At 57.4% G+C, this 22,603-nt stretch carries 18 protein-coding genes and 1 tRNA gene; 3 read left to right on the top strand and 16 right to left on the bottom strand.

Annotated features, from left to right (window positions below):
- Nucleotides 1–162 precede the first annotated feature (162 nt).
- The 13 genes from LC093_RS16045 to LC093_RS15985 form a co-directional block, all read right to left on the bottom strand.
- On the bottom strand, nt 163–1,704 hold the full coding sequence (locus LC093_RS16045) for a glycosyl hydrolase family 18 protein (RefSeq protein ID WP_226667223.1): 1,542 nt from the start codon (nt 1,702–1,704) through the stop codon (nt 163–165).
- A 254-nt stretch (nt 1,705–1,958) separates the two neighbouring features.
- The gene (locus tag LC093_RS16040) at nt 1,959–4,445 is read right to left on the bottom strand and encodes a glycosyl hydrolase family 18 protein (protein ID WP_226667218.1); all 2,487 of its coding nucleotides are present in this window, start codon (nt 4,443–4,445) and stop codon (nt 1,959–1,961) included.
- Between the two features lie 515 nt (nt 4,446–4,960).
- On the bottom strand, nt 4,961–5,557 hold the full coding sequence (locus LC093_RS16035; RefSeq protein ID WP_226667214.1) for an IMPACT family protein: 597 nt from the start codon (nt 5,555–5,557) through the stop codon (nt 4,961–4,963).
- Nucleotides 5,520–6,101 carry a DsbE family thiol:disulfide interchange protein gene (locus LC093_RS16030; protein WP_226667208.1) on the bottom strand — a complete coding sequence of 194 codons (582 nt, stop codon included), beginning with the start codon at nt 6,099–6,101 and terminating at the stop codon, nt 5,520–5,522. The genes LC093_RS16035 and LC093_RS16030 overlap by 38 nt, the downstream gene beginning before the upstream one ends.
- Before the next feature lie 29 nt (nt 6,102–6,130).
- Nucleotides 6,131–8,134 (bottom strand): heme lyase CcmF/NrfE family subunit, encoded by a 2,004-nt coding sequence (locus LC093_RS16025; RefSeq protein WP_226667203.1) that lies wholly within the window; start codon nt 8,132–8,134, stop codon nt 6,131–6,133.
- Nucleotides 8,131–8,580 carry a cytochrome c maturation protein CcmE gene (gene ccmE / locus LC093_RS16020; protein ID WP_226667200.1) on the bottom strand — a complete coding sequence of 150 codons (450 nt, stop codon included), beginning with the start codon at nt 8,578–8,580 and terminating at the stop codon, nt 8,131–8,133. Before ccmE ends, LC093_RS16025 begins: the two co-directional genes overlap by 4 nt.
- A 73-nt stretch (nt 8,581–8,653) precedes the next feature.
- A complete protein-coding gene (ccmD, locus tag LC093_RS16015) occupies nt 8,654–8,893 on the bottom strand; it encodes a heme exporter protein CcmD (RefSeq protein ID WP_226667198.1) in 240 nt (79 codons plus the stop codon).
- 14 nt (nt 8,894–8,907) lie between these two features.
- Nucleotides 8,908–9,672: a heme ABC transporter permease gene (locus LC093_RS16010; RefSeq protein WP_319004940.1), complete on the bottom strand. Its 765-nt coding sequence runs from the start codon at nt 9,670–9,672 to the stop codon at nt 8,908–8,910.
- 75 nt (nt 9,673–9,747) lie between these two features.
- Complete coding sequence (ccmB, locus tag LC093_RS16005) at nt 9,748–10,473, bottom strand: heme exporter protein CcmB (protein ID WP_264193151.1); 726 nt, start codon at nt 10,471–10,473, stop codon at nt 9,748–9,750.
- Nucleotides 10,474–10,477: 4 nt separating this feature from the next.
- Nucleotides 10,478–11,161 carry a cytochrome c biogenesis heme-transporting ATPase CcmA gene (gene ccmA, locus LC093_RS16000; RefSeq protein ID WP_226667193.1) on the bottom strand — a complete coding sequence of 228 codons (684 nt, stop codon included), beginning with the start codon at nt 11,159–11,161 and terminating at the stop codon, nt 10,478–10,480.
- 73 nt (nt 11,162–11,234) lie between these two features.
- Nucleotides 11,235–12,977 carry a SpoIIE family protein phosphatase gene (locus LC093_RS15995; RefSeq protein ID WP_226667188.1) on the bottom strand — a complete coding sequence of 581 codons (1,743 nt, stop codon included), beginning with the start codon at nt 12,975–12,977 and terminating at the stop codon, nt 11,235–11,237.
- Between the two features lie 26 nt (nt 12,978–13,003).
- Complete coding sequence (locus LC093_RS15990; protein WP_226667184.1) at nt 13,004–13,348, bottom strand: STAS domain-containing protein; 345 nt, start codon at nt 13,346–13,348, stop codon at nt 13,004–13,006.
- A 310-nt stretch (nt 13,349–13,658) separates the two neighbouring features.
- Nucleotides 13,659–13,832 carry a PA3496 family putative envelope integrity protein gene (locus LC093_RS15985; RefSeq protein ID WP_226667179.1) on the bottom strand — a complete coding sequence of 58 codons (174 nt, stop codon included), beginning with the start codon at nt 13,830–13,832 and terminating at the stop codon, nt 13,659–13,661.
- 445 nt (nt 13,833–14,277) lie between these two features.
- Between LC093_RS15985 and LC093_RS15980 the strand changes: the two genes are divergently transcribed.
- The 3 genes from LC093_RS15980 to LC093_RS15970 all read left to right on the top strand — a co-directional run bounded on the left by LC093_RS15980 (nt 14,278) and on the right by LC093_RS15970 (nt 16,164).
- A tRNA-Arg gene (locus LC093_RS15980) sits at nt 14,278–14,353 on the top strand.
- 167 nt (nt 14,354–14,520) lie between these two features.
- Nucleotides 14,521–15,228, top strand: coding sequence for a 2OG-Fe(II) oxygenase family protein (locus LC093_RS15975; RefSeq protein ID WP_226667177.1), 708 nt, complete (start codon nt 14,521–14,523; stop codon nt 15,226–15,228).
- Between the two features lie 42 nt (nt 15,229–15,270).
- Nucleotides 15,271–16,164, top strand: coding sequence for a zinc-dependent peptidase (locus LC093_RS15970; protein ID WP_226667174.1), 894 nt, complete (start codon nt 15,271–15,273; stop codon nt 16,162–16,164).
- Here LC093_RS15970 and LC093_RS15965 read toward each other — a convergent pair.
- The 3 genes from LC093_RS15965 to LC093_RS15955 are packed head-to-tail and all read right to left on the bottom strand — an operon-like array spanning nt 16,055 to nt 22,574.
- Nucleotides 16,055–16,720 (bottom strand): NTP transferase domain-containing protein, encoded by a 666-nt coding sequence (locus LC093_RS15965; protein WP_226667173.1) that lies wholly within the window; start codon nt 16,718–16,720, stop codon nt 16,055–16,057. The two genes, LC093_RS15970 and LC093_RS15965, sit on opposite strands and share 110 nt — an antisense overlap.
- Nucleotides 16,721–16,767: 47 nt before the next feature.
- Nucleotides 16,768–20,730, bottom strand: coding sequence for a translocation/assembly module TamB domain-containing protein (locus tag LC093_RS15960; RefSeq protein WP_226667171.1), 3,963 nt, complete (start codon nt 20,728–20,730; stop codon nt 16,768–16,770).
- On the bottom strand, nt 20,730–22,574 hold the full coding sequence (locus tag LC093_RS15955) for an autotransporter assembly complex protein TamA (protein WP_226667166.1): 1,845 nt from the start codon (nt 22,572–22,574) through the stop codon (nt 20,730–20,732). Before LC093_RS15955 ends, LC093_RS15960 begins: the two co-directional genes overlap by 1 nt.
- Nucleotides 22,575–22,603: the final 29 nt, after the last annotated feature.

Here is a 22,603-nt window from a genome sequence, read left to right as displayed (position 1 = left end):
GCGAATCAGTCCCGTCCGAAAACCAAAAGCCGCACGAAGTGCGCGCTATTCTATTCACGCTCGATAGAAGTGCCGCTCACTCACCGACGGCACCGACACCGGATACAGCCTCAACAAAAACCACCCCCGGTATCGGCACTACAAATCAAACCTCAACCACCATCACAACTCATCCAAAAACACCCGGTGCTCCGTAGAAAATTCAAAATTATTGAATTTGTCCCAGTTAATAGACCAGGTCATCAATCCCCCCAACCCGGTCCACCCGGTTTCCGTATGCGGCGTATACGTCGTACAACCCTGCAGCTTCACCAAACAATTCAACGCTGCATGCACTTCACCCACCGAGGTAAAACCACCACCCGCATTCACATTCGCCGGTAAACCAATCAACACCTGATCCTGCCGCAACGGTGGGAAGTAGTAATCAGGATTGCCACCGACGTTAAAACCGGTCAACACCATATCAGCCATGGCGATGTGGAAATCCGCTACGCCCATGGTGTGATACTGATCGTCGAGACCGATAATGGCACCGGAGTTGTAGTGCTGCACCTGCAACCAGTCCAGGTCTTCACGCATCGCGTGAATTACCGGCAGGTAGGCACCTGCGCGACGATCGCAACCGGAACAGGAGCCACCGTAAAAGCTGTAACCCAGTTGCACAAAGAACGTCTCGGGAGCCATGGTAAGCATGAAGCTTTCGCCATAATGGGCTTTGAGCGCTTTCAGAGCATCAATCAGGTTTACGATGACCGGTGTGGTCGGGTTACGGAAGTCCACATCCCCCGCATTCAGCTCCAGCGAGTGCCCCTCAAAATCCACATCCAGACCATCAAAGCCATAGCGGTCGATAATTTCGATCATGGAACTGACAAAATTATCGCGAGCCTGGGTGCTTTCAAGCCGCACCTGACCGTTGGCACCACCAATGCTGATGATTATTTTTTTACCCGCCGCCTGCTTGGCCTGAATGCCATCGATAAAGTCCTGCTCGTTAAACAACGGATCAAGCACAAAACCAATTTCACCGGCGACTGCACCTGTGGGCTCGGCAAACGATACATTGATCGCATCAAACGCGTCGGATACATCGGCAATAGGAATGACGCCAGAGCCGTTGTCAAAGTTGTGCCAGTACCCGGAAATTATCCGGCTACTGTTGCTGCCACTTGAGCCACCGCTGGAAGAACTACTGGAGCCGCCGGAACTACCGCTGCCGGAAGAAGAACCACCCGAGGAACTTGAAGAACTGTCACAGCTGCGCAATTCGCTCCAGGCGTGATCCCAATACGAGCCGACACCCGGCTCGTATGCCCAAGCGGAAGCCGATGAACACCAGCCGGCGATATCACAGCGATATTCATAGCCGACGTTTTGCACCAGCTCTCCTGCTGCATAAGCCGTACCTGCCACAAATTCTGGCGAGGTACAGTCACCACCACCGGAAGAGCCCCCGGAGGATCCCCCCGAAGAGGATGAAGACGAGGTAGAGCCGGATGAAGAACCTGAAGAGCTGGACGACGCACCAGAGGAGGAACTTGAAGATGCCCCTGAAGAAGAACTCGAGGAAGATCCGCCCGAGGAACTGCTGCCGTCACACTGGCCCAGTGCCGTCCACTCCTGCCACTGACCGGAAAACTGCGCCGGATTTTTTCCCTGATTCCACCAGTTTGCCTGGTAGGCCAAGCCCTCGGATTGCACTTGGGCGCCGCCGTGATATGCGGCGGCACTTTCCCATTCGAAAAGACTAGTACAGTCGTAGGCAGAGGCTGTTGCAGCCCCTAGCATCAGTAGAGCACAGGTAGCCCACCGCGATACGGTCGGCGAGAAATCTATTTGCATAGCAACTCCATTATTTTTATTGGTAGATGGATAGATAATTAGAGCCAGACCAAGCCAGCCGCGCAGCACCAATTGCGCAGCTGGCTGGCTTACATTGATTTAGCAGTACAGGATTACTTCAGGGGAGCGATCAACATCTCACACTCCGCTGCCGTGATATTCCGTCCACATACCGGAATCTGGCTTGCCGGGTCACCGTCGGAGCTGCCACTTACCAGACTGTTGCCCAGTACGTGGTTAACCGTATTCAGGTTGTAACCGTTGTCCTGCTCCGCCATCCAGAAGAAGATGCCGGCAAGACCATGATCTTTTGCATACTGCGTCTTTAGGGCTACGGTCCGCGGCGTTTCCACGGAAATGAACGCGCCGATACTGTCATTGAAGAGATAATCCGCATTGGCCTCTTTATCGGTATACAGCCAGTAGCCATTGCGCGGATTGATATTGCGATCGAGATAATTCTGGTAGAGATCGTAACCTTCAATAACGCCCGCCTCCCAGGAACCGAGCCCGGCAATACCCAGGATCAGGTTGGCACCGCTCCAGCTGCTATCGCCGTAAGTGGTGGACCCCGTAAGCCCATAGGTATATTCAAGGATGTCGTCAGTACCCGTTGCCTTGGAGCGGTGATAATTGGCAGCACCAATCATCAGCTTGTTAGCAGGCACGCCAAGACTTTGCAGATAGGTCAGCGTCCAGTCTGCGGAAGTGCCCGCGGAAGAGCCCACGGCATTGGGGTTGGTGTACAGCGGCGTGTGATGGGAAATCTCACGCTCCCATGCACCAGTGAGGTCGTAGGTCATGGCATAGAGGCGATCCATATACGGATGCACCAGAGACCAATCGATACGCTCAAGGCGACCAAGCCCCGCTGGAATCGCCGACGACAGGCGGTAAGGCTTACCGGTTTTTACCGTGAGCCAGTCCAGACCGGCACGCAGCTCCTGAATCAACAGCGCGTAATTTTCGCCGTCATCCTCCCGTGCCATGCCGGCAACGGCGCCATCGCTACCCGGGTACTCCCAATCGATATCGACACCGTCGAAATCGAAGCGCTCGAGGAAGTGCACAACGGAATCCACAAACGCTTTGCGACGCTCCACATCGTGCGCCATCCATGGGAAACCTTCCGACAGCGTCCAGCCACCAATGGACAAATCGAGCTTCAGCTGCGGGTTTTGTTGGCGCAACTGATACAAGACACCGAATACACCACCAACCTTGTCTTTATCCAGCTCATACATGCTCTCGGTGCCGACCACGCCATTCGGCGCAACACCTACGTCCCGCAGGAAAGCCGCCTCAAAATCCGCAACTGCCATGGCACCATCCGGCAAACTGCTCTGGTTACAGGTGCGCATGACAGCCGCCGGTGCCGTGGTGGGGAAACCACCATCCTGCTCGTTTTTCGCGTCCGGGTAACAAATGCCCGCGAAGCCGTACACAATGCGGTTGAGGTTGGATGCCGCCAGCTTGGTGAAATCGTATTGGCGACCGTAAATAGCCCAGTCTCCAATATACGTCACGATTTCGGTGCCTGCGGTGACGTCATAGGTGTTGTGCTGCAGCGTCAGACTTCCGGGAACCAGCTTGGAACCACGGGCACCGTTGTCTACATCCAGGCCACCGTGATCGCCGCCGTTGTCAGTTGCGGGATCCACACCACCCCTGGTGCCACTTAGCGCCGATTGCGTATCCGCAATGCGTGCAGCGCCAACCGTGCCCGTCGGATTCACCACTCCCGCATTGAGGTTGCCATCCACCGGCTGTGCTTCGCCGTAGTCGATATCATTCGGAATTGGCACCGGGCAGAGTGCGTCGTCGGGATAGCCGGCCACTTCCCACTGACCGGGATACGCAGTGTTATCCGGGGCAATGGAGTGTGTATCCACCAGAGCGCGATAAGCGATCCCCTGATACGCCACAATGGTGCCTGCGGTATAGAGCTTGCCCGTCACCCATTCGGAAGCACAGAAGAACTCGTCTGGCACGGTGCCGCCGCCGCTGCTGCCACCACTACTGCTGCCACCGGCACAGGCTTCCGCTGTGCTTGCCGTCCACGCGTGCTCCCAAGCCCAGCCAACGCCCGGCTCATATGCGCTGTTACCCGAAGAACACCAGCCCGCCACAGAACAGGCGTAATAGCCACTGGCATTAATTACGATCTCGCCCGCGCTGTAACTGGATCCAGCTACATAAGCGGGGCAATTATCACCACCGGAAGAACCACCCGAGCTACTGGAACTACCGCTCCCGCCAGACCCCGAGCTGCTGGTACTGCCACCGCCCGAACTACCGCTTGAACTACTACTAGTCGAACCGCCACTAGAGCTGCTGCTGGAGCTGGACACTTCACAAGCGCCGAGATCACTCCACGCACTGGACCAGGCCCAGCCGCTGCCTGGCGCATAAGGCCCGCCCTGCGAGCACCACCCACCCACATCACAGCGATAGGCGTTGCCGCCACTCTGCACTGTGGCACCAGAGCCATAACTGGCGCCATTTTCATATTCCGCGACATTGCTGCAGTCATATGCGGCAACGCCAGCGCTGCCGAGCAAACCGAACAATATAGACACAATTTTTATTTTTCTTTTCATAGGGTCTTCTTCTCCCAGTCGAAGATTCGGAAGTTTGGGAACAGGTGCTGGACCTGTTTTGAGGGCACATCTACAACCGCACAACGGGCGCAATAAACGGAGAAACGGGACGACACACGGCCAACAGGGTTTCAGCCGTACCAGGTGAACAGATTCAGCGCACAGGCTTGAGCCGGGCACCTCCTAGACCTCGACAGCGAAAAACAGGAAGCTGCCAGGCGACCGCCATGAGAATGAAGCAGGGAAACTCGCTGGCGGAAAATACACCCTGCCGCGTGTTGCGGCTGTCAGTAGTGAGTACGCGGGCCACGGGGGCCCGGCACCGCGAATCGACACCACCCCTTTTAGAGGCAGATTTGGATTTGGTTGCCGAACGACTTTTGGCCGACAGCGCTGTCAAGCTAGTTGGGCAGTGACAACGTTGTCAAACTGACTGTAGGCTCTAGCGCCAGGGAACCGGGAAAATGTCGGCTGAGTTGCAATTAAGTGACAGGATGAGAATTTCAGCGCCCACCCTATTGCGGGTAGACCTCAAATCCTTCAGGGAGAAGTTTGGAATGGAGCTCAGTCCATTCATTTTCCGGCAGCTCGATATCAATATGCACTCTGTCGCTATAGTCCACCGCACCGCAAATTCCGTGGTGCTGATTCACGAGAAAGCGCAGGCGCGATTCACCGGCAAAATCACAGGCAATACGACAGCGAAACAGGGGCACATGGCGGCGCAATTCGGACTGTTGCAGTGCCGCACCAACAGCGCCACGATAGGCGCGCATCAACCCGCCAACCCCTAACTTGGTACCGCCGAAATACCGGGTAACAATCGCTCCTACGTTGCCGATTTCCTGCTTCAAAAGCAGTTCGAGCATAGGCCGGCCGGCGCTACCGCCCGGCTCGCCATCATCATCGGCCTGCATCACATCCGGATTGGCGGGGTTGCCGATCACCAGTGCCGTGCAATGATGGGACGCATCCGGGTACTGCGCACGCGCAGCTTCCAGCTGATGCAAAAAAGCCGCCTTATCGGTTACCGGCCCCAGCCAGCAGATAAAGCGGCTCTTTTTTTCTTCCGTTTCAGTGACAACGGGCGAGCAGGGAATCTGATAGCTCACCAGAAAATTCGTCCCATGACTGAGTTTGTAGGCGCTCGTAGAGCGGCTGTAATTTGGTTTGCCATATGCGGTCATCGACGACGCCGACATGCTTGCATCGAATGGTGCCTCCCGCGTCCACCAGGAAGGTTTCCGGAGCGCCGAATACGCCGAGATCGAGAGCCAGGCGCCCTTCTACATCCGCCACCGAAAACACATAGGGGTCATGGAATTTTTCCAGCCACTTCTGCGCAGCATCGTTATCGTCCTTAAGGTTGATACCGATGATCGGTACGCCCTCTTCCGCCAGTTTGTTGAGATATGGATGCTCGACACGACAGGATACGCACCAGGTTGCCCATACATTCAGCAGCAACGGCTTTTTGGGCAAGTCAGACTTCTGTAACTCGCGGTTGGCTTCCACATCGAGCAGTGCGAACTCTGGAACCGGCTTGTTGAGCAGCGCAGATGGCATATCCTGCGGATTCAGCGACAGACCACGCCAGAACAGCAGCGCCAGCGCAGCAAAGATGATCAGGGGCAAGAAAAGTTTCAGTCGAGCCATGGGTTTCCTTATTTCCTTGTCACGGACACTCAGACCGTCGCCGGCGCGCTATCGCCACAAACTGAACCCGCTGAACGACCGGTACGCGCCGCGGCTACCTTGCGGTAGCGCTTGTCGGCCACGGCAATCCCGCCCCCAAGGGCCATAAATGCAGCACCGAGCCAGATCCACACCACAAACGCCTTGTATTGGAGGCGCACAGCCCAGTCGCCAGACAGATTGCTTTTATCCATCGGCTCACCCAGGGCCACATACAGGTCCCGGAACAAGTTGCTGTCGATCGCAGCCTCGGTCATGGTGTTGCCACCGGAAAGATAATTGCGCTTTTGCGGATGCAACTCCGCAATAACCTGCCCGCCTTCGCGCACCAGCAACACACCCTCGGAAGCCCGATAGTTCGGGCCGCTCACCTGGCGCACCCCTTCAAAAGTAAACTCGTATCCGCCCATCTCGGCACTCTGGCCCGGCGACATACGCAGGTCTTTTTCAACACTGTATACGGTGGTCAAGGCAACGCCGAGCACGGACAATGCAAGGCCAATATGCCCCAGATGCATGCCGTAAAAGCTCGCCCGCTGCCGCTTGAGCCCTGCGAACAGGGTTTCCGCGTTACGGGACTTGGCGAGGATATCCGCGACACTGGCCGCCACCACCCACAGCCCGGCAAACACACCCAGCATCGCTCCCCAGTGGAAATCCCCCGCCAGCAGAGTCACCACCGGTGCACCAATCACCGCAACCACGGCCGGCGCCCCCCATGCCCTTACCAGCTTCTGCACCTTGCTGTCTTTCCAGTTGGCATGAATACCGAGTCCGAGCAATACGCAGAGCACCAGCATCAGGGGTACAAAGAACATATTGAAGAACGGCGGACCCACGCTGATCTTGCCCCAGCTAAGCGCATCCGCCAGTAGCGGGTACAGCGTGCCGGTAAGCACTACCGCCATAATCAGCACCAACACCACGTTGTTGCCAAGCAGGAAGGTTTCCCGGGAGCGGAATGAAAATACGCTGCCGGCGCTGACCGCTGGCGCGCGCAACGCAAACAGCAGCAGGGAAGCGCCAACCACCACAGCCAGGAACGCGAGAATAAACCCGCCACGCAATGGATCAGTGGCGAACGCATGCACCGAAGTGAGTACACCGGAACGTACCAGGAAGGTCCCCAGGAGACTCAGGCTGAAAGCAAAGATGGAAAGCAGAATGGTCCAGCTGCGGAACAGCCCACGCTTTTCGGTCACCGCCAGGGAGTGCAGCAGCGCAGTGCCCACCAGCCACGGCATAAAGGAAGCATTCTCGACCGGATCCCAGAACCACCAGCCGCCCCAGCCGAGCTCGTAGTAGGCCCACCAGCTGCCAAGCGCGATACCGAGGGTCAGGAAAGACCAGGCCACCGCCGTCCAGGGGCGCGCCCAGCGGGCCCAGGTGCTATCCAGGCGACCTTCCAGCAGCGCGGCGATAGCGAAAGCAAACGCCACAGAGAAGCCCACATACCCCATATACAGCAGCGGCGGGTGGATGATCATGCCCGGATCCTGCAACAGCGGATTCAGGTCGCCCCCGTCATTGGGCGGGAAAGGCAAAATACGGTCAAACGGATTGGAGGTCACAAGGATAAACAGGAAGAAGCCGACCATCAGCATCCCAAGCACGGAGAGTACCCGCGCCACGAGAACATCCGGCAACTGGCGACTGAATAGCGCCACCGCCGCAGCCCAGCCTGCCAGCATCAGCAGCCACAACAGGATCGAGCCTTCGTGGCCACCCCAAACCGCCGTGACCTTGTAAATCATCGGCAGAATGCTATTCGAGTTCTGCGCCACGTAGGCCACAGTAAAGTCGCTGTTGACGAACGCTACCGTCAGGCAGATATACGCCAACACGGTAAACGCGAGAACGCCCAGCGCCAGCGGGCGCCCCGTATCCATCCAGAGGACCCGGCTGGTATAGGTACCGAGCAGCGGCACGACGGACAGCACCACGGACAGCAGTAAACCAACAATCAGGGCAAAGTGGCCCAGTTCAGGACTCATATCTTGGCATCTCCACCGCAACTGGCCTTGTTTTGCATGGTCTCTGCCACCTCCGGCGGAGTGTAGGACTCATCGTGCTTCGCCAGCACCTGGTCCGCACGCACATACCCATCCTTTTGCAGCTTTCCGGTTACCACCGCGGCTTCGCCCTCGGCAAACAGGTCAGGCAGGATCTTGTCGAACACCACTTCCAGCTCTGCATTGCCGTCGGTGAGCGCAAAGCGCACATCCAGAGAGTCCTGATCCCGTACCACGCTGCCGGGAACCACACAGCCACCAGCGCGAATGCGTTTCTCAAATGGGACTTCACCCGCGACGAAGGCGCTGGGTGCATAAAAATAGTCCATGTTCGAGCGCATGGCGTAAGTCACAAAACCCGCTGCAGCGCTGGAAAGCGCCACCAGCAGGGTCACCAGGATAAGGCGTTGTTTTCGGGCTGGGTGCATGTTGATAGGATCTATTAAATGAATGTTCTGAACTTGGATACAGGTACGCAGGCACTACACGGCCGGCGTGCGGTTACTTAACCGCTTCCACCTCACCAAGCGGTTGAGCAGCGGCCGGTTTCGCAGCGCGACGGCGGGCCTCTTCCAACCGCACCTGACGCGAGAACTCCCTGACCATCCGGCGCTGGCGCATCGCAGGCGTCACCGCCAGAGCTACCAGAACCGCCACGGCAACAAGGTACGCGGCCCACACATAGGGGCCATGGCCATTCATGGCGAGAAACGCGGCGAGACTGTCAAACTGAAACTGCATGATTATTCCCTCGCTCAACGGGTGCTGCCAGTGGCCACAGAAGACTGCCCCAGCAGCTCCCGAACCCACTGTGTGCGCCACTCTCTCTGCAAGATCAGACTGCGCGTGTGCAGGGTGAGCACCCAGGCATAAAACAGGTAAAAACCCGCGATCATCGTGATCAGGGGGTAAAACATGCTGGGATCTATGGTGCTGGCTTCGGTCAGCTTCAATGTCGCTGGCTGGTGCAGAGTAAACCACCAATCCACCGACTTGTAGATGATCGGAATATTGACCGTTCCTACCAGGGCCAGCAGTGCACTCGCCTTGTCAGCAGACTGCTCGCGACTGAACGCACCGGAGAGCGCCATAACACCCAGATAAAGGAAAAACAGGATCAACATCGAGGTAATGCGAGCATCCCAGACCCAGTAAGTCCCCCAGGTAGGCTTGCCCCACACGGCGCCAGTGAACAGCGAGATAAATGTCAGGGCTGCGCCAATTGGTGCAGCAGCACGCATGACCACGAAAGACAATTTCATCTTCCAAATCAGACCGATCGCACCGCAGATCGCCATGATGTAATACCCGGCGAGGGCCAGGAAGGCCGCGGGTACATGGATATACATGATCCGATAGCTGTTACCCTGTTTGGCATCTTCGGGGGCAAACCCCAATCCCCACACGCAGCCGACCAGCAACAGTATCAGGCCCGCCCCCCCCAACCACGGAAGCCAGGCACTGGATTTTTGATAAAACCAGCGCGGTGATCCCAGTCTGTGAAACCATTGCCAGGCCAATGTCATGACTCCTGTTGGGCCGCGAACCGCTGCGGCAAACGGGGTAATGGGAAAATTACCTAAAAATATCCCGGTTTAGTGATCCAGGCTGATACGGATGGCACCGGCCGCCGCGAGGGGGGCCAGCGCCGAGGCGGCGGCGAGAATTGCCGCCAGCACCGCCAATTGAGCACTGTAACTGTACCCATCCAGTGCTGCCTGCACCGTTCCGGTGCCAAAGATTAACACGGGGACATAGAGCGGCATAATTATCAAAGCCAGCAGCAGTCCCGGTCGGCGCAAGGCGACCGTAAGTGCGGCTCCGACCGCGCCGATCAGGCTAAGACTTGCGGTGCCCAGCAGGAGTGAAATCACCAGTGGCAGATAGCCTGCGCTGGGCAGGTTCAGCATCATCCCCAGCATCGGCGACAGCACCGCGAGGGGCAAGCCGGTGACCAGCCAGTGCACAGCGACTTTTGCCAACACGGCAAAATAGAGAGGCTGCGGCTGCAGGGACAGCTGCTCCAGGGAGCCATCCTCGAAATCCCCGCGAAACAAGGCTTCCTGGGACAGCAGTGTTGCCAGCAGGGCCATCACCCAGATCAACCCCGGCGCCATGCGCGCGAGCATATCCGGGTCGGGCCCGATCCCCAGCGGCATCATCGCCAGAACGGTTACAAAAAACAGCAGCGGATTTACGATATCTGCCCGGCTACGCAGGGCCAGCAGCAGCTCGGTTCGCAACAGGGTGAAAAAACCGGATCCGTTGGCAGCTTCCAATCTCTCGTTGTCTCCCGCCCCGCCCTCATTGCCGGTAGCCATTGTTTCAGTCGCCACTATGCACCTCCTGCAAATCCAGGAGGTGATCCGCACCCGATACCCAGGGAACCTGGTAATTGGCAAGATCCACCTGTAACAGCGACTCGAGGTTCACCGGTTGATGCGAGGTCAGCAGAACCATGCCCCCGGCTGCAAGGTGCCCGGACATGCGCGCTTCCAGACTCGCCACACCACCAACGTCGAGTGCAGCCAGGGGTTCATCAAGAATCCACAACGCCGGTGCAGAAGGCAGAAACAATCGTGCCAATGCCACTCGCCGACCCTGGCCCGCAGACAACTGCTGGCAGAGCACGTCCTCGTATCCGTAGAGGCCGACAGCCTCCAGCGCCCGCAGCGCGTCGCTACGGGTGGCACCATACCACGCGAGATTTTCCAGTGGGGTCAGGCCACGGCGGACACCCGCCTTATGGCCGATATATAGCAGGGACTGGCGCATCCGGGGCAGCGCCGAAGGATAAGGGGTGCCACACCAATAGATGTCACCGCTGAAGTCATCGGCGCTGCCGATCAAGGTGCGAATCAGGGTACTTTTACCGGCACCATTGGCGCCGAGAACCTGTACTGCACTGCCGGGCTCAAGAGAAAAGCTGAGGCCGGAAAACAACGGGCGACCATCTCTTTCACAGGAGAGGTCCCGCACTTCCAGCGATCCCGGGAGGTTCGAAGTCATGACACACCGACATTGACGAAATTGGACGGCATTATACCGATCCAACCCCGCTTTGTGCGGATTTCGCCTCGAACTACGGCGGAGTAGCCTCCTCGCTGACCGGCTCGCCCCATTCAATCACCGCAAGCACATGGCTGCTACCCGGTCGGGAGTCTACCTGGCGACAGACCGTTTGCAGAAGGCCCAGCCCACGGCCGGAATAGATCCCTTTTGCCTCACTCACGTGAGGAAAACCGGCTCCACTGTCTTCCACCTCGAGGAACAGTTCTCCACCGCCGCCCCAATCGCGACACCGCAGGCTGATACTGATCCAGCCGGAGTCCAATTGGCTGCGCCGCTCCGCCATCAGGTCGTAATAATGTACAAATCCCTCATCCGTACATTTCAGGGAGGAATCGAGCCCGAGTACACCGTGCTCGAGGGCATTTCGGAACAGTTCACTGAGCGCGATAGCCAGCTCTTCCTGAAAGCGGGCCGCGCCGGGCATTTGCGCCAGGATACTGAGCAGGTGCGGCAGCGGGTCGGCATTGCGAAGCTCCGTTTCGGCCAGCCGTAACTTTATAGACCACTCGCCGATTCGACCGCCCCGACGCTCGCCGCTGCACTCCTGCTCTGCACATGTACTCTGCATCAAGGACTCATCGGTCAAGTCCAGCTCAACCAGAGAAAGGTCATCGTGCTGCTGAGATGCATGCGCATTGACCGCCACCAATATGCGCTCGAATGCGGATTCGTCTATCGCACCTCCGTCGTTACCCAACAGCTCCAGCAAGCGGGCCTCACCAAAGTGCTCCCCTTCTCCGTTTCGCGCCTCGTGAATACCGTCGCTCCACAGGTACAGCCTGTCGCCCGGGCGCACGCGCAGGTTTACCACGGAACGCTCGATCTGATCGGCGGCGAGCACACCGAGAGGCAGGTGCCGGGATTCCAGCATCCTCAGTTCACCGTTGGCGCTTTTGAGGCACGGGCTGGGCATACCCGCATTCAATAGGCGCAGATGGTTTCGCCGCGGATCCAGTTCGAGCATGACCAGGCAGCAAAACATCTGCCTCGGCAAAATATCGTGCAGTTTGCGATTAATTTCCCGCAGCACGCGGTTGAATGAAAATCCCCGCGGCACCATGGAGTAGAAAATGGAGGTCAGGGGCACAGCGCCAACCGCAGCCGCCAGGCCGTGGCCTGCGAAGTCGCCCAGCATCAGAACCAGCTTGCCATCAGGGGAGTGGGTAGCCGCCAGCAAATCGCCATTCAGGACTGCCCTCGGCGAAAGGTGATAGCGAATGCCGGGCGTCACATCCAGACAACTCTCGTTGCCGAGGTTACTGAAAATTTGCCGGGCATTCGCCTGCTCCTGCAGGAAGTCCGCGTGGTGGCGACGCAGCCTGTCGCGCTGGGCGATCAGCGAGCGATTGAACTCACAGAAACGGCGGATGGAAGCCAGTTTCAACTGCACAAGCGCCGGGCTATAGGGCTTGATCAGAATATCGTCACAACCGCCGAGCGGCTCGGGCGCGGCACCGCTATCCTTCACTTCCTGCACAAACAATATCGGTACCGGCTCAATCCCGCTTTGCTGGCGCAACCTGCGCAGCTCGGGAGCACTCGCGGTCACAGCCGCCGATGGCCCCAAAACAATCAGCTCGGGATGAAATTCTTCGTATATTGAGATCGCCTGCTCGACGCCTTCGACCGCGCAAACCAGTGCAGGTCTGGCTCCACCCTGATCGCTGGTATATTCCCAGTCCTGAATGAGCGTCTGGAGCGTCGCGATTTCCCGCGCGTCTGGGTCAACGATCAGAATTCGGAAATCAGACATGCTGGGCAACAGTGGTGTGCGGAGAATCAGCGGATGCTGAAAATCCGATCAAAATTGGAAACAGTAAGAATGTGCGAAACATGCGCATTGGGATTGACCAGTTCCACTTCTGGCTCAGCGCCCTCACGCCCTGCCTCGACACAGTAATCACGAAGCAGCAGCAACATGCCCAGGGCCGCACTATCCAGGTGTTCGGTCTCGGAAAGGTCGACCACGAACTTTTCTGGTGCGGGTATTACGTTGCGGTATGCCCGCTGAAATTCCCGGTGCAAATTAAAATCAAAGTGGCCAGCCACTCGTATGATCAGCGCATCACCAGACTCGGAAACTTCCGAATACACGCGGTTTTCAAACCTGTCGGAAACTACCATCTGAAGTTCCTTCTTTCTTGTAAACCCTGCCAAGATCCCCGTATGTCACCACTACAATAACGGGACGGTGCCCGGGGTGAAGAAGAGTAAGCTGACAGCCAATATACACCCCACCAGTGGACCTGCAAACCGGGGCCCACCACCTTTACACTTCCAATGCTGGCTGCAGGGGAAACAAAAGGGCAAATAAAGATGCCGCAGTGCTTCTGAACTACCGCTGAATTTTTCGCGCTCTGGCAGGTGCCTGAGAAGGCCCAAAAACAAAGAACCGGAGCTTGTGGCTCCGGTTCCTGGCCGCTTTCTGGATAAATCAGAGGTCTAGCTGATAATCCATCAACTCCCTTCGCAATCGCATTTCTTCCAGCCTGTCTTCGACCATCCGGCGCGCATCGCGGGGGCTTTGAGGGGTATACAGCAGTTCCTCTCCCAGAGAAGAATCAGCTTCATCAAAATCGATGTCATTTTCGTCAACGTTACCGTTCATAGAAAACTCCACAATCTCGATCTGCCAAGGCAGAAACACTTTGTCTGTTGTTGTTTGTTGTGCTCTCGCAGATTAGCCAGCGTAAGCTTTTTCGGTCAAGCAACTTTTAAGCCACAACGAAGAGATTTTCCCGAAGGTTACATCGGGTGATTTTGAAGCCGGAAAGACAACATCCGACTACGACCCGTTTCTCCTCAGGCGGCGCCAAAATACCGACAAATTGTGACCAAATAGCGACAAGATTCAGGCGGTTTTTCTCATTTAAAACTGATGGGCAATTTGGGGGCACACAGGTTACCTGACGCCTGCCTGCGTTACCTTAGGTGACAGAACCGAACCCCGGTACCAACTGAGAACTGCCGCACACCGAGGACGCATTCCCGGAACAAAGAACTTCACACAACCATGACATGAAGAGTCCTAATGGTTAGAATGGCCGCCCTTCGCCCCCGTCGGTTAACAGGATAAACCACGGACCTCCTAAGTCCGGACTGGTGGTTCGAGTCCACCCGGGGGCGCCATTTCTCCGCGTCTTTCTGCCCTATTGCTTCTCTCTGCCTCCTCCGTTTACGCTGTTGGCAACGCCCAACGCCGCGCCTGACTCCCAGGATTGGCTACAAATTGTCCCTCTGTTATGTTTAGCTCGATTGGCTGTTGCGCAAATTGCACATAAAGAGGACAAACAATAATGACCACCCTCACCACAGATGCCCGCAGCTGGCTGCAAACCTCTGCGCTCGCTCACAAAGAAACCCTGGTTAAAACTGAACCATTCAATTTCATGGTTTCCAAAGGCGTGCTGCCCCGAGATGCTATGCCGTCCTTACTGGCAGACTTCCCGAAATTGAAAGGTGCCGGCTATCTCCCCTATGAAAGCGAAGAGTGCGGTGATGCCGTCAATGCACTGATCGCGCGCATGGTAGAGCCGGAATTTGCTGACGCGCTCGGGGACCGACTCGGCATTGAGCGCCTGTCCCAATATCCCACCTACGTATCCATTTCACGCCAGCTCAAGAAACGCCACGGCAACATTCATACCGATGGCAAATCCAAGATTGCTACCGCCCTGCTCTACCTGAATGGTGACTGGGCACCAACGGGCAATGGGTGCTTGCGATTCCTGAACAGTATCAGTGATTTCGAGGATACCGTGATCCCTGAAATCCCCCCGGTTTACGGTACCCTGGCGGCATTCAAGCGCGCAGACAATTCTTTCCACGGCCACCTGCCCTTCGAGGGTGAGCGCCGGGTTATACAGATTGCCTGGCTGGTGAGTGCGAAAGACAAAGACCGCAAGGCCAAGCGCGGACGACTATCAAACAAGCTGAAACAGTTGCAAATCTGGCTGGGAAATAAACTCGGACGGACGCCAAAAGCTGACGCGCAATCGACCTGACTGTTTTTGGGGCACCATTTCGATACAACCGGGGAGCAGAGCTTGCTGACCTTCTTTGCCGTCATTATTTTTGCTGTGTTGCTCTGGGTCGTCCCGTTCCTGTGGCAGCGGGGCCGGCTTCGCTATTTGCGCAGCCGGGAGCTGCCTCAAAAACAGATATCACTCCTGGCGCAAGAGCTCGCGCTCTACCGCCACCTCCCACCTGCACAGCAACGCGAGCTGCAGCAAAATGTCAGCTTATTTTTACGTGACAAGGAGTTTGTCGGTTGCGATGGCTTGTCCGTAACCGACGAGATGCGGATTGCTGTAGCCAGCCATGCCTGCTTGCTCTTGTTGCAGCGGGACAACAACTGCTATCCGGAGCTCCGCACGATACTAATGTATCCGGATGCCTATATTGCGGAAGAAATACACCGGGAAGGCTACGTTGAATCGAGCCGGCAGAGTGCCCGCGCTGGTGAAGCACATTACCGGGGGCCTGTTGTTATTTCCTGGGGCGACCTGCGAGCAGGTATAGCCAACCCGCAGCGGGGCCACAATGTGGCCATCCATGAGTTTGCGCACAAACTGGATGAAGAGGACGGTTATGTGGATGGACGCCCGCCCTTCGCCAACAGCGAAGACGGCAAGAACTGGGCTCCGGTTATGCGGGAGGCATTTTTTGAATTGCGCGAGCGATTGCACACACTGCACGAAGAAAGTAACCCTGAACTGAACCCCGGTACCACTGTTAACGCCGGTAGCGAGCGACGACCATCGGTTCTGGACACCTACGGAGCCCAGTCCCCTGCGGAATTCTTCGCTGTGGCCACCGAAGCCTATTTCATTATTCCTGAGCAGATGGAAGCGGCGCACCCTGTGCTGTATCGGGAGCTGCAAAAATTTTTCCGCACAGATCCTGCCGCACTACTGCGTAGTAGTCATCGGGGCGGTTGATGTCGCAATTGATGGCCGGATCATGGACCTCTACATCCCGGACGGACTCGTAATACAGACGCAAGACCTTCTCAAGCCCGTTGCGCCGCAGACGTGAAAGCGCAGAGTGAAAGCGACGGCCAATGGCAATCGGGTAGCCCCGGGTACCGGCACAAACCGGAACACAGATACTGTTTTCGTCCGCTTCAGCAATCAGGGTACGAATCGTTTCCGGCTCCACAAACGGCATATCGCCGAGGCACACGAGCATCGCCTTCGGAATACATCCCTGACGGGAGAGTTGCTCTACCGCAGACGAAAGGCTGGTTCCGATGCTCACCGGCCAGACCGGCGCATGCAGCACCTGTACGGGCAGTTTTGCGAGGTGTTGGCCGAGTATGGGATCACTGGCCCGGATCACCACCTGAATAGCGATATTGTCCTGATCTCCGACTGCGGCGAGAATATTTTGCAGGGTCTTAATCAACATCGGCTCGCCATTAATATTGGCGAGCCTCTTGTCACTACCAAAACGATGGGAATATCCGGCGGCCAGCACAATAATTGAATATTCCATACCGTCTTCCCTGTCATTTATTAATGGCGTTCCTTCTGTATAGACCCTCAGTAATCCTTCTTCCACTGCAACTCGACACTGCCGGCGCTACTTTCATTACTATCCGATGACTTTATTTCCAGGCGCAGGTTCTTGCGCAACTCGATCTGCATCTCCGCATGCCAGGGGTTTAACGGGTCTGTGCTCCGTTGCAGCTCCAGATAGATTCGGCTTGTAATGTACTTCCCGAGGCTGAGGGCGTACTGATCACCTTCATCGGTTTCCTCAGACTCAAAGTCGAGCGTATCCAGACCGATAAGCTCCCGGGTTTTTGCCACCGGGTCAAACCCGGTACCTCCGCTCTGCAAGGTACGCGCAATCGTCACCAGCCGCACTGCCTGCAGCGGCGAAATATCCGTGAGGGACTTGCCAAACAGCAACTGGGCAAAAATTTCATCCTGGGCTGCGGCCGGGCTGGAACTGAACTCCACCTTCAGGTCATCGGTTGTCCCGGAAATTTCCGCAGTGATTTCACCTTCCGGGTAGGTGTGGGCGCCCTTGATGTATATCGCCGCCACGTTATTCTCGAACTGGATCTGCCCTTCCTGCAGATCGAACTTCTTGCCGAGCAAGTCGAACTTTCCGCGCACAATGCTAAGGGTACCGGATGCCTGCGGATCCGCGGCCGTACCGGTAATACCGATCTTTCCCTTCAGTTCCGAATCCAGTCCCAGTCCGCGCACATAGGACTGTTGATCCAGAACAATTTCCAGTGCCAGCGCGATGTTCTGGAGCAAGGGGGGCCCGGCTGTCTCGCGGGTTTCATCCACTTCCACCTCGACGACCTCAATTTCCGGCACACTGCTACCGAGGAAGTGCTCTACCTGTAACGCCAGAGGCCGTAAATTGAGACGCCCGGCAAGTAGTGCATCCTGGGTGGAACCGCTGAGTTTAATCTCGCCGGAAAACGCCCCCTTGGCGGCTGGCATATTCAGCAGGTGAGCTTCCCGAGCCCGCAAAACAAAATCAAGCGCCGGATGCTCGGGGGCGCGGAAGGTAACCGCGCCCTCAAGCTCAATACGCCCCTGATCCCGATCCCGCGCACTGGCCTGAACGATCCGCCACTGCTCCGGTGTCAGCTCGGCCACAAATACCAGCTGCCGGAGGCGGGTATTACTGGGGCGGTGCTCGTAATAACCATCGCGCAGATCAATATTGCCGCGCATATTCGGTGCGAGGGTGTTGCCGTCCGCGGTAAAGGCATACTCCAACTGCCCGCGCATGGTATGGATTTCCGGGTCAAAGAAGGCACCGAAAGTCGCCAGGTCCGCTTGCCCGCGCGCCTCCACCTTGATCGGTAGCGGCGGGGATTCACCCTCGCTCCGCTCTGCAAACAATTGCTCCAGAATGGGCGCGATGGCGAGAGTCATCGTCGCTTCCGCGGCCTGCTTGCTGCCATGACTGGCGTTGAGTGTCCCCCGGAGGTCACCATCTGCCGTCTGCCAGGCGACGACCAGACTGAGGGGAGCCTGTACCAGAGCGTCGTCACGCAGCGTGGGCGCGCGGCCGGTAATTTTGATTTCGCCGGCGAGCTCCGGCGCCTTGGGCGTGCCCTTGGCCGTGGCCCACAGACTCAATTCGCCGCTGTCGCTGATATCCGCCGCAATCCAGTCTTCAAAGTCCGCCAGTGTGGCCTGCGCGCGCAAGTCCAGCTCCAGAGCGTCGGTACCGAGGTTGCCATTGGCCACCAACTGGTTGCGGCCTGCCCACAACAACCGCACATCAGCCAGCTGTACGTGGCTGTCGATATAACTCAAGTCCCCCTGGACCTGCCAGGGCTCACCGCGAAAACGGCCAAGGCCCAGGAGATTTATACCGGCCTCGGGCGCGGAGAATGGGCCGGAAAACTGCCCGTCGATACTCAACTCGCCAACCAGGGAGGGAGGCAGATCCACCCCCGCCAGCTCAAGCAGTGATACGGGGATACTGCGGCCGGCAATACTGCCATTTGCCCGTTGCGCCTTGGGCTCGATCACCCCACTGACTTCCAGCCAGGCATGACCTCGACGGGCAGCCAGATTCGAATCCTCAACCAACCCGGCGATACTGCCAGAACTCTGCCCGGCTTCCTCAGGCGTGCCTTGCTTCTGCAGGGGGTATTCTTCCGACGGCGCAGTCGGCTCGCTGGCCACCAGGGAATGATCCGGTTCTACGGCCGTCTCGCCGTCGGTAAAAAGATCCAGCCGCAGCCGATCCAGGGTTAATTTTTCGACATCACCGGCCACGCCACCGCCGAGTTGGTAGCGGTAATTCTGGTATTTCCCCTGCGAAGTGAGCTGGGCAGAAAGCTGCGGGTTTGCCCAGGGACCGGTCAGCGCCACCACAGCGTCCAGATTGACGAGTGTTCCCGGGTTTAGCGGCAATCCGAGCTGCTCAACCGGTTTCAGATCCCGCGCGGCCACGTCCAGCTGGAATTGCAATGATTCCCTGGTGACGTCCACCTCACCGCTTCCGCTGACACGCACCCCCTCACCCTCGAGTTCAATATTACTGATGGCAAATTTCTTGAGGTCGCCGCTCGCGGCTCCATGTACTTCAGAGGCCAGATCCCGGTAAGTAAACGCTCCATCCAGATCGACGGCCAGCTGCGGGTTGGCCCAGGGACCAGAAGCCTTGACCGACAAGCGTCCGATATCCGCATCGATATCCGCAGGAATTTCTATCGCCCGGGTCTGTTCCAGGGCTGCGAGTATTTCCCGCACTTTTTTTAGTGGCAGCTGCTCCACCAGGCCGTCAAGATCGATGGACTCACTGTCGAGATCGATCACTCCGCCGAGATTCAATTGCGCACCGGCAAACAACAGACGCGCCGTATCAATACGAATGTTCTTATCCCGGGTCTCCACTTCACCAGTCAGGTGTACACGTTGTTTCTGGTATGCGCTTTTCAGCTCCAGGCTGCCATTGACCTGCGGCAGTTTCAGCGGCCCTTCCAGTTTCAGATCGGCACTGAGCCAGCCACCCTGCAGGTAATCCTGCCACGGCTGGGATATGGCGATTGGCAGGCGGTTGAATTTTACTGTGAGAGATATGTTGTCGGCATCCGCCTTTCCGGCAATGCGGTGACGGGAGTCATCCACCGTCAGTTTCAGACCGTCGGTTGCTACGGCCCACGGACTCAAGGTGATATCCGCGGTGCCCGCAAGTCCAAACTCGTGCGCAACCAGCGGTACAGAGAATTGTTCCACCGTCGCGGTCAGATGGTTGTCGTCACGCAGATGCAGCGCGATCCGCCCCTCGGCATCGAGGTCCTGCCCTTTCGGCAACTGCAACTGCCGGGACAGGAATCCACCGGCTTTTTCCTTGGCGGACAATTCAATCAGATAGTGCTCATCTGCCTGCAAGGTACCGTCGAGGCGAACCTGTAACTGCTGTCCATCGTGCTCATCAATTGCCAACTTCACGCCGGATTCTTTCCCTGGCCAGCGATAACTGCCGTGTCCGGTTACCGCTACAACAGGGAAATCGTCGAGGTGCCGGTCAACCAGGGTGAGAGCGTCGACGGCCAGTTTGTCGACCAGTATTCCAGGCAGCAGAAGCGGTTCCGCTTGCTCAGCGACCTCTTCCGTTTCTTTGGGTGGCAGAGTGCCCAGATACTCCCCCAGCACGGTGTTGTCGAACAACAGCGACTTCGCACTCAACTGGACGATATGAATCTGCTTGCGCCATAGCTTCTGCGCATCCAGGTGCAGGGTAAGATCGCGCCCATCTAAAATGGGCTTATTCTGATAGTGAACACTCAGGTGTGAAAAATACCAGTGCCCAAACTCGCGACTACCGATGTCACCCACGGCAATAGCCAGGTCCGGCAGATAACGGTCGGCCGCAGAGAGTCCGCTACGCGTCAGGCTCACACGGCCCGATTCAGAGCCCAGCAGCAATACCAGCAGCAATAGCAATATCAGGGGCGCTATCGCCAGGCTGGTCAGCACCGGCCAACGGCGCCGGGATAAAAATCCGCGCTTCGCCATCAGAATGCCTGCCCCAGGCTGACATAGATCTGGTAAGCACTGTCATCAAGCCCCTCCCTTCGCTCCAGGGGAAAGGCCACATCAAAGCGCAGCGGAGCGAAAGACGTCATGTATCGCACCCCCAGGCCTACGCCCCAGTACAGACTGGAGTCGAAGCGCGGGCGCGGGTCCGCATAGGCATTGCCGCCGTCGAGAAACAGCACCCCACCCCAGGTGTCGGTGAAACGGAAGCGTCCCTCCAGTGAAATTTCACTCAATGCGCGGCCACCGATGGGATCGGAAAGCGTCGCTGGTTCGCCGGGCACTTCAGATTCGATCAAACGGCGCGGGCCCAGCGCCTGATAGCTGTAGCCGCGTACCGAACCGCCACCCCCGGCATAGAACCGTTCATCGGCAGGGATATCCAGATTATCGATTCCGCTGATCACGCCAGCCTTGATTCGCAACGCGAGCGTTGGATCAAAGCGCATCTCTTCCGCCGTGAGGTAGCCGGTCATCACCAGCGTATTTTTTACAAAGCGGGTCCCGGTGCCCTTGAGGTCCAGATAAGGCTTTACTTCCATAGTTGCGGTGGCACCGCGATGGGCATCCAGCAGGTTGTCGGTGGTATCCACTTTCATCGCCACCGGGAAAGCCAGTAGCCGGTAATTCTCGCTCTCCTCGCCCTCTTCCTGCACTTCACTGAACTTGAGTTCACTGCCGATACTGAAGGTACGGTGCTTGGTATGGCGTCTGGAAATGGTTCCGCCAATGGTGAGCGCCTTGGCCTGGTAGGAATCCCGCTCTTCATTGGACGCTTCTGCCTTCGCGGAAAAATCCTGGTCGTCGCGAAAGAAACGCGGCACCAGCAACTCATTTTTCAGCGACTGCTTCACTTCATTGATACGAGTTTCCACCTCGATCTTTTCCCCTCGCCCCAGCACATTGCGGTGCTCCCAACCCGCCGAGACACCGGCACCCTCATCGGACGTATAACCGACGCCGAGACGAACGGTGCGGTGGTTGCGTTCCAGCAAGCGGAAGGTGATATTCACAACGCCGTCGACCGGCTCGGACACTTCACTGTTTACGCCGGCGATGAGATTGGTACGCAACAGGCGCAGCCGCGCGGCATCGACCTTGCGTCGACTGAAGCAGGCACCGGGCTTCAATTGCAGGCGTTTACGCAGGTATTCCTCGTTGACAGTACTCAACCCTTCGAGCCACACCTCGCCGATATGAACTTCCGGGCTTTCAGCCACCCGATACTCCAGGCGCGCGGCCTGTTCGCTGTGGATCACTGTGGCTTTGTAGTTCACGTCCACGTCGAGCAGGCAGGCATGATCTCCAAGGTACTTCTCGATCAGGCCTACACCCTCGGTGACCTTTTCCGCTTCAAGGGGATCACCCGGCTTGAGACCAACACCCGGGAAACCGGCACGCAGTCGCGGTGGCATTTTCACCTCAAGCGTTTTGATCCGGTAAACAGGGCCGGGCACTACCCGGTAGAGAATCTCGCCATCGGTCACCGTCTGCCGAACCCGGCCATCGTAATACCCGCGCGAACGCAACAGTTTCTCCAGCGTTCCCCGTTCATAGCGAGCCACATCCAGCGGGTCTTCGTAAGCTTTCAATACACTGCTGGACTTGCGCTGCTCATTGACCTGCTCCCGCAGCCAATCCTGCAGCGCCCGGTCTTCCGAGACACGAATCTTGAATTTCGGCAGGCTGTCGAGAAATGGCAATGCAAATGCCGGCTGCGCAACAGAAGTTGCCAGGCAGCAAAACAACAGCAGAGCCAGCGCACTGGGGCAGGTAACAGGACGTGGGAGACGCAATTCAACAATCCGTTTGCAAATATTCACTACTGCGACGCCGGGCAAGGTGAAAAGTT

The organism is Microbulbifer aggregans (genome assembly GCF_020524005.1).
Classification (GTDB): domain Bacteria; phylum Pseudomonadota; class Gammaproteobacteria; order Pseudomonadales; family Cellvibrionaceae; genus Microbulbifer; species Microbulbifer aggregans_A.
The sequence above is the reverse complement of the archived record's forward strand: the minus strand, read 5'-3'. Positions and strand labels throughout refer to the sequence as shown.